Here is an 8,385-nt window from a genome sequence, read left to right as displayed (position 1 = left end):
GGGTATATGGATGAGGGATATGTCATTGGGACCTGCGAGGATGTAGACTTTTATCTTCGGATACAATTGCTTGGTCTGGATCTAGTTATTGCGGAGGATACATTCATCCATCATTATGGCAGTGTGACGATGCGTTCGTTTCTGGATGCGTCCTTGCTTAACAACGCTTTTTTTCGTGAAAAATGGGGCGACTGGGATCAGATCAGCAGGCTGGAGGCGGTAATGAATTCGGCATCGCCTAATGAAAAGAGAAAAGGAACAAACTTTTACCCTAGCCATATCGTTGTTAAAGGAACTGATTCGAATGTGTATTGGGTAGAAAATGGATATCGATATATTGTACGGTCTTCAGATTTAATGCATGTGGATGCAGTAAGATTGCCGCAGCTTGATTTATGGAACTGGCCGATAGGAGGGGACATTTCGATTACAGTTTTGCAGCAGAGAATAGCTGCATTATCGGCGCTCACCACCAATTTCGCTGAGGGCAGTTTAGTAAAAACGCAGGACGGCGAAATGTACCAGATTATACAGGGCAAGCTGCACCGAATGACGACAAAATATGCCTATAAGGCATGGGGACTGGAGCAGCGTTATGTTCGTCCTTTAACGCAGGCCGATAAAAACCAGTATTCGGAAGGCTTCCCTATTGTAGCTCCTCCGATCATTAAGGCTAATAATATATAATTCCAAGTTTAGGAGGACGGCAGCATGCTGACGAAACGAAAAAAAAGTACAGCTATTAAAAAAACGAGCGTCAAAAAAACGAGTGTCAAAAAAACGTTGAACGCCGGCGGGAAATTAAGCAGCCGCAAAAACAAATATGGTGTAAAAAAAGGGAAACGGCGAGGTAAAACATTAAAAAAAGGGTTGAGAAGCGGTGCAAGAGGGAGAAAAAGAAGCGGACCGTTTCACACAGGTTATGAGCAAGGGTATAGAGAAGGGCATTCGAAAGGTTTTGAGGATGCGCATCAAGAGTCTTATATGACGAATCAAGGTGCTGTCCTCTCGCAAGCACAGCCAGAAAGCACAAATGCATCGCCTTATCTGACTACTCAAATGCCGAGTGAAGCGGAAATTGCGAGCGTAGCCGGATCTCGAATCGGGATTCTTTATATATGCACAGGGAAATACAGTATTTTCTGGGAAAACTTCTATCGGAGCGCCGAAGCTTATTTCTTGCCGGGCTACCAGAAAAACTATTATGTATTCACAGATGCCGAGCACATCGTTGATGAAGAGAGATCGAACATTTTGAAGATTCCTCAAGATAATCTTGGATGGCCGGGCAATACGCTGCTGCGATATGCGATGTTTAGAAACGTGGTGCATCAGCTGCAGCAGGAATGTGATTTTGTATTTTTCTTTAATGCCAATATGCAATTCGTTGATGTCGTAAGAGAAGAAATATTGCCAATTCACGAGGGCATCGTTGCGGTCCAGCATCCAGGCTTCTACAATAAAGCGCGCCACGAGCTTGATTTTGAGAAAAATCAACAAAGCTTAGCCTATATTCCTGAGGGCGCAGGAAGCTACTACTTTATGGGTGGGTTGAACGGCGGCCGAACGGAGCACTATACGAATCTCATTCGTGTTCTGGATGAGAATATTAGAACGGATATGAATAATGGGATCAATGCCGTTTGGCATGACGAATCGCATTTAAATAAATATTTAATCGACAAGTCTCCTAAAGTGATGAATCCATCCTATGGTTACGTGGAGGGCCAGCAGCTTCCGTTTCCAATGAAAATATTAATTCGCGATAAAAACAACTTCGGCGGCCATAGCTTTTTGAGAAGCTAGCGGCATAAAAAAACGTAAGCGGTTCGGATTTTTCCGAGCTGCTTACGTTTTTTTGTGGATGAATGAAAGGAACAGCTATTAAAAGATGTCTACCTGCTCGTGGCATGCGGCTGGGATATAGTTTGCATATTTGTTTACGTTTATACGATCACCGTTCTCAAATAGCAAAGCAAGCTCTTGCGGCGAGTATTCCTTATTGCTTCCTGCGCGGTTGGCATACACATTCTGAACGACGTTGAGCGGGTTGCAAAACGCTAAGGATACTTCGCTGCATGCTAGAAACTGGCGCCCCTCAGACAGCTCCTGCGCACGTCCTGCCATACATCCTTCAAGCGTATTGGGGTTGGAGAAATCCAAGTTTCTCAGATGCGGAAGAAGATGAGTTGTGCGGTATACCGAGCTGGAAACTTCAATCGGATAGCCGAATTCATACTGCGCCGATGTCCAGTCAAACTTGCGATAGCCATACTCGATAATGTGATGCCATGGAATAGACTGTTCAGCACTCATCGTGTAGCAGTAACGAATGTTTGGTCCCAGTCTTAAGGAAAAGCCAATCAAATCGTTGTGCGCAGCTAATGTGTTCATGACGGACTGCAGCGTGAAATCGCGAACGAACAAGCAATCATCCACGATGAATAGAACATAGGTATAGGGTTCCATCGAAGCGATAACCTGCTCTTTGAATTGCTCCTCTTTAATAAATTGCACCAACGGGTATTCGTTTTTGAGTCGTTCATATTGTGATTCATAAAAATCGCTCGATGTCTTGTAAAGGACCTTCATGTGAAAATTGGAAATATCGAGGGCATGCAAGTAAAGCGATCGCAGGGCTGCATCCAGCTGGAGGGCTCGATCCTTGCTGAAAATAATACCCGTCAGCGGTATTAAAATAGGCGCTGCCCCTCCGTCGCTTGGCTGTTCAACAAGAGAAGAAGCAGGAGCAGTAGGAGCTATTGGAGCAGCTGGTACTTTACGGGCGAGGATGCCGCGTTTCCATCCTCTTGCTCGTTTGTTTATTCGATTTGACCGCAGCAGCTTCTTCCCCTTGCGAGAAGCTCTGCGACGCGTATTTGCGGACGTGCGATTTATTTTTTTACTTTGTCGTTTCATTCGCTTATTCGCAGCTGGTTTTCGTTTGACAACGGTTTGAGACAAGCGTTATCCCTCCTTATTTTCAAGAAACCTCGTTCAATGTATTCTATGTCGATAATTTGGCATGGTACGGGCAATCGATAGGCGTGAAGCGCCTGTATTCCATTGCTTGATCGCATCTATTAAATTTTCACAGACTGGGTATTCATCAGAACAACAAACTATTGAATGAATAAACATAGGAAGATGGCAAGTATATTTGAGAGAAAGAGAGGATGTTTCTATGCGGACGATAGATAAAAATACGAAAGTGGTCATTCTAGCAGGTGGGTTCGGCACTAGAATAAGCGAGGAGTCGCTCATGAAGCCAAAACCGATGATCGACATTGGGGATAAGCCAATCTTATGGCATATCATGCAAACCTATGCGCATTACGGCTTTACTGATTTTGTGATTTGTTTGGGCTACAAAGGTTATTTCATCAAAGAATATTTCTATCATTATTTTTTGCATCACTCGGATGTGACCTTTGATTTATCGAATCGAAACGAAATGACAATTCATGAATCTTCCATTGAACCTTGGAAAATCACGTTGGTCGACACAGGCAAAGAAACGATGACGGGCGGCAGGCTAAAGCGAGTTCAGCCGTATTTAGGAAACAAAACATTTATGCTGACGTACGGCGACGGGGTTTCGGACATCGATATTGGCAAGCTGTCAGCTTTTCACTGCTCTCATAACAAGCTGGCTACAGTAACGGCTACGCAGCCAAGCGGCAGATTTGGCGCTCTCGATATAAAGGACAGCAACAAGGTTATTGATTTTATGGAGAAACCAAAAGGCGACGGGAGCTGGATTAATTCAGGTTTTTTCGTAATGGAACCGCAGCTGCTTGATTATATTGAAGGCGATCATACAAATCTGGAGATGGACTGCATGCAGAAGATAGCTAATGATGGACAACTTATGGCTTATAAGCATGAGGGGTTCTTTCAGCCGATGGATACGCTTAGAGATAAAAACTATTTAGAAGGTTTATGGAAATCAGGAAAAGCGCTATGGAAAAAATAAAGGAGTGTCCATGATGAATCCAAGCTTTTGGCGCAATAAAAAAGTGTTCATTACTGGACACACCGGCTTTAAAGGCAGCTGGCTTTGCTTGTGGCTGGCAGCGATGGGCGCCAAGGTGACTGGTTATGCGCTAGCACCGCAGCAGCAGCCTAATTTATATGAGCTTTGCAATATCGATGCGATGATTCAGTCCGTTACCGGTGATATTAGAGATTCAGCAAGGCTGAGCAAGGTTTTGTTAGCTGCTGAGCCTGATATCGTTATTCATATGGCAGCTCAAGCTCTGGTTAAGCCCTCCTACGAAACGCCTGCTTATACTTTTGAAGTCAACGTCATGGGTACGGTTAATCTGCTTGATGCGGTAAAGCTTGCTGTGGAGAGTGGAGCGGGCATTAAGGCGGTTGTTAATGTAACGACAGATAAAGTGTATGAAAATCAAGAATGGGCATGGGGCTATAGGGAGAGCGATAGGCTGGGCGGTTATGATCCATATTCAAACAGCAAAGCTTGCTCGGAGCTTGTTACAGCCTCTTATCGCAATTCCTTCTTTCATAGCAAAGATGAGAAGGTTCACGGTGTCGGCATTGCAACGGCAAGAGCGGGCAATGTCATCGGGGGCGGAGATTTTGCTCAGAATCGCTTAGTTCCAGATATGGTTCGTGCCTTCATGGACGGCAGTGCGGTGAGCATTAGAAACCCGCATGCTGTAAGACCTTGGCAGCATGTACTTGAGCCTTTAAGCGGATATTTGCTGCTTGCAGAGAAACTTTATGCGAACGGATCAGAGTATGCGGAAGGTTGGAATTTCGGTCCTCGCGATGAGGATGCAAGGCCGGTAGGCCAGGTTGTTGAACAACTTGGTGCGAAATGGGGCGGCGTAGTAGTGCATACGGATACAGGCAAGCACCCGCATGAAGCCCATGAGCTGAAGCTGGACTGCTCGGAGGCGCAGCGGCGCTTAGGGTGGAAGCCAAGATGGACCCTTGATCAGGCGCTGAATAAGGTGGTTGAGTGGACGCTTGCCTATCAAGGCAACGAAGATATTCGGCAGGTTTGTTTGAATCAATGGCATGAATATGCAGGGAAAACAAGCTGAGGGGGGAGATCGATGATAGAAAAAAATTCCCGTGCAGCCTTAACAGCTTTAGTCACCGGAGCCACGGGTTTTATTGGCTCACACCTCGTTCGAAAGCTTTTGGCGGAAGGGTGGAAGGTGCACATTATCGCTAGAAATGAATCGAGCCTTAAGCAACTGGAGGATGTCCAGGGTGCTATCATCATACATCGGCATGATGGGACGATTGACAGTATGTTCGCAATTGTCGAGTCTGCAAAGCCCGATCTTGTTATTCATTTAGCATCCTTCGCCACAGTTACTTATGCGCCAAGACAGGTAGAAGAGATGCTGACAAGCAATATTCTTTTCGGTACGCAGCTAGTGGAGGCGATGTTGTCGCAGCACGTTTATGCATTCATTAATACGGGAACCTTCTCACAGCATTTTGACAATAAGCTTTATAGTCCAAAATCGCTGTATGATGCCTCAAAACAAGCGTTTACGGATATTTTAGCTTATTATTGTGAATCGTCGCCGTTACGTGTAATTACGCTGGAGCTGTTCGATAATTACGGTCCAAACGATACGAGATCCAAAATCATTTCGTTGCTGCTGAAGGCTGGAAAGGAACATAAACCGCTTGCGATGTCACCTGGAGAGCAGCTGATTGATATTGTACACATTGATGATGTTGTTGAAGCTTATATGCTCGCAGCCCAGCAGCTGCTAAATGAAGGGGCAGTTAAGAACGAGGTTTATTCCGTTTCTTCACAGCAGCCCATTCCACTGAAGGAGTTAGCGGGCATTATCGAAAAAATCATGGATGTACCGTTACAGGTGAATTGGGGAGGACGACCCTACCATCCGCGAGAAATTATGATTCCATGGAACAAGGGGGTAACCGTGCCGAAGTGGAAGCCAAAAATAACACTAGAGGAGGGAATTAAAAGATTAATAGAGCAACAGCAATAGGAATGAGAATAGATTGCTGTTAAAAATGAGGAGGGTAAATAAAGATGAGAATCTTGCTTTGTTATGAGGCGGATGAGGCAGCTGCGGGCAGTAAGGCAGCCGGTCAGCTCACCGCTGCGCTCCATGATTTACTCGTTCCAATAGGCGCAGTAACGCTGTTCAATGCCTCATATTTTGATCAGCGGATGCTGCAAGGTCAAAGCTACGATCTGTATGTAGGTGCATCCAATCATCTCTCACGTATAAATGGGCTATGCCATATAAAGAAAAGTATATTGATAACGACAGGGCTGCATCCACAAGAAATCAACCACAGCACGTCTAGATTAAAGGCTGGCCATAACCTGCCAGATGATGTTTTCCATGAGACTGCTGCACCGAATGTTGACGAGCTGGAACAGTCTATCAAACAAGCTGATTTCATTATCGGAATCGGAAATATTGAAACCTACAATTCTTACATCAAACGCGGACTGCCAAAATGGAAATTAAAAATGTTGTTAGGCGGGATTGCTGCTTTAGATCAACCTAATACGTTGCCATCTTCGGAAAATGTAAAAACGGGGCAAAGAAGAGTGTACACGTATATCGCTCCAAAACTCGGATTAAACAATGGTTTTGAAGCCGTCTTTCTACTCTTCTCGAGTTCAGACATCGCGAGTCAAAATTTGGAGCTGCATGTTGTAGGGCAGCCTGCAAATAGGTTTTTCAACAACAGGCTGCTGCAATTAAAAGCTGTGCTCGGTGATAAGCTGTTTGTTCACGGTGAAGAGCTTAATGAAGCCCAGAGCGCAGAGCTGCTCTCGAACACTGATTTTATCGTTTACCCCTCGTTAGGCGAATATGATTCTTCGATTTTACAGGGACTAATCCACGGCGCAATACCGCTTGTAACCGCGCAGTCCGGCATCGATTTTTCACCCATCGGAGTATTCGACCCATTGGATCATTTGCAGCAAAAACAGCTGCTGCAGCGCACGCTTCAGCTGAGTGGTCAAGAGATTGTGTACTGGAAAAAGATGACGATTGAATATGTAAAGGAATATCACCTTCCTTATAAGCAGGTGCTGGACAAGACGATTAAGGATTGCCTGAACGGGAATTTATATCCGAAAATAAGCATTACGCTGCCTGTTTTCAATAAAGAAGCGACGATTGTTCCCCTAATAGCGGAGCTGCACCGTGCTGTGAGCGAATATAAAAATGCTGAACTCCGTATTATTTTCGATGGCTGCTACGATCAAAGCGAATATGTGGTGAAGCAATTTTTTCAGACCGTTCAAGTGGATTACAGTATTGCTTATGAAACGACGCCTAACATCTTTGAGATTAAAACGAACAACATCGGCTTAAAAAAATCATCCGGTGCTTATTGCGTCATTTTGCAGGATGACAATTATGTTTACGATAAAAATATCTTTTACGAGGTTGTACAGTTTATGGACAAAAATACGAGTTGTGCTATTGTCGGCTGTTTATCCGGCGTTAACTTTTACCCGAGAGGAACGACGCTTAGCGGACCTGGGCAAATCTCGTGTTCTGCAAACGAGGTGTATTGGAGGCAGGATGAGAAAGCAGATCCGAATTTGAAAAACCGTGTTTTTGAAGTGGATGCTTGCATGCGCGGACCGCTCGTCATTCGAAAATCATTTTTGGAGCAGTATGGATACTTGGATGAATGCTACGCGCCTTTGTATCAAGACGACATGGATATTTGCTTTCGGGCTAAGCATTACGGCTACAAGGTGTATTGCATGATGTCCGATGTAGAGAACCGTTCTTTGACAATGGCCCATTACGATACAGGGATGAGCAGGATGTTCCAGGAGGTGATGGAGCGAAATACGAATATTTTTTATGCAAGATGGACGCCGAGTACAAACAAAGATTATGCATGGATTCATCGAACTCGCGTTGATGGATCATAGGTTAGAAGGAAGTGGTCATGAATGATTTATTTAGTAAGTTTTGCATCACCAGAATTTCAATCCTATCAAGATAGACTAAACGCGACTGCGCTGCAATTTGGCGTTGATCGTGTCATTTCATATCATCCAAGCGATCTCGAAGGAACGGCTTTTGCTCGTAAGAATGCAGCAATTTTGCAGCATGAGAAAGGTTTTGGCTTATGGTGCTGGAAGCCGTATATTTTACTGGACTCTTTATCGAAAATGGAAGAAGGAGCGCTGGTGCTGTATTCGGACGCGGACACGCGGTTCACTAATCCATTGTATCCGCTATTTGCCCACTGCGCCGATAACGGCGGATTTGCTTTTTTTAAAACAGCCTATTATTTAAATAAAAGCTGGACCAAAAGAGACAGCTTCGTGTTCATGCAGTGTGACAGCTCGGGGTATTGGGAAGCGGAGCAGGTCTGGGC

The 8,385-nt window shown here is 44.8% G+C and carries 8 protein-coding genes; 7 read left to right on the top strand and 1 reads right to left on the bottom strand.

Going from position 1 to position 8,385, the window contains the following annotated elements; translation table 11 throughout:
* On the top strand, nt 1–687 hold a 687-nt coding region (locus AC1DSE_RS25115; protein WP_477528358.1), incomplete at its 5' end, for a glycosyltransferase family 2 protein.
* Nucleotides 688–711: 24 nt separating this feature from the next.
* Complete coding sequence (locus AC1DSE_RS25110; protein WP_477510610.1) at nt 712–1,806, top strand: family 6 glucosyltransferase; 1,095 nt, start codon at nt 712–714, stop codon at nt 1,804–1,806.
* A 78-nt stretch (nt 1,807–1,884) separates the two neighbouring features.
* Here AC1DSE_RS25110 and AC1DSE_RS25105 read toward each other — a convergent pair whose 3' ends face one another.
* Nucleotides 1,885–2,964: a hypothetical protein gene (locus tag AC1DSE_RS25105; RefSeq protein ID WP_477510611.1), complete on the bottom strand. Its 1,080-nt coding sequence runs from the start codon at nt 2,962–2,964 to the stop codon at nt 1,885–1,887.
* Between the two features lie 220 nt (nt 2,965–3,184).
* On the opposite strand from AC1DSE_RS25105, the gene rfbF reads away from it, so the two are divergent.
* The 5 genes from rfbF to AC1DSE_RS25080 form a co-directional block, all read left to right on the top strand.
* Nucleotides 3,185–3,976 carry a glucose-1-phosphate cytidylyltransferase gene (gene rfbF / locus AC1DSE_RS25100; RefSeq protein ID WP_477510612.1) on the top strand — a complete coding sequence of 264 codons (792 nt, stop codon included), beginning with the start codon at nt 3,185–3,187 and terminating at the stop codon, nt 3,974–3,976.
* Nucleotides 3,977–3,986: 10 nt separating this feature from the next.
* On the top strand, nt 3,987–5,072 hold the full coding sequence (rfbG, locus tag AC1DSE_RS25095; RefSeq protein ID WP_441886761.1) for a CDP-glucose 4,6-dehydratase: 1,086 nt from the start codon (nt 3,987–3,989) through the stop codon (nt 5,070–5,072).
* A 12-nt stretch (nt 5,073–5,084) separates the two neighbouring features.
* Complete coding sequence (locus AC1DSE_RS25090) at nt 5,085–6,005, top strand: NAD-dependent epimerase/dehydratase family protein (protein WP_441886758.1); 921 nt, start codon at nt 5,085–5,087, stop codon at nt 6,003–6,005.
* Nucleotides 6,006–6,049: 44 nt separating this feature from the next.
* Nucleotides 6,050–7,933 carry a glycosyltransferase family 2 protein gene (locus AC1DSE_RS25085; protein ID WP_477510613.1) on the top strand — a complete coding sequence of 628 codons (1,884 nt, stop codon included), beginning with the start codon at nt 6,050–6,052 and terminating at the stop codon, nt 7,931–7,933.
* Nucleotides 7,934–7,954: 21 nt separating this feature from the next.
* The coding region (locus AC1DSE_RS25080) for a hypothetical protein (RefSeq protein ID WP_477528357.1) at nt 7,955–8,385 on the top strand (431 nt) is incomplete at its 3' end.

The sequence above is a fragment of the Paenibacillus sp. 01L418 genome (genome assembly GCF_056400045.1).
Note: the sequence above shows the minus strand (reverse complement) of the source record. Positions and strands in the feature narration are given on the sequence as shown.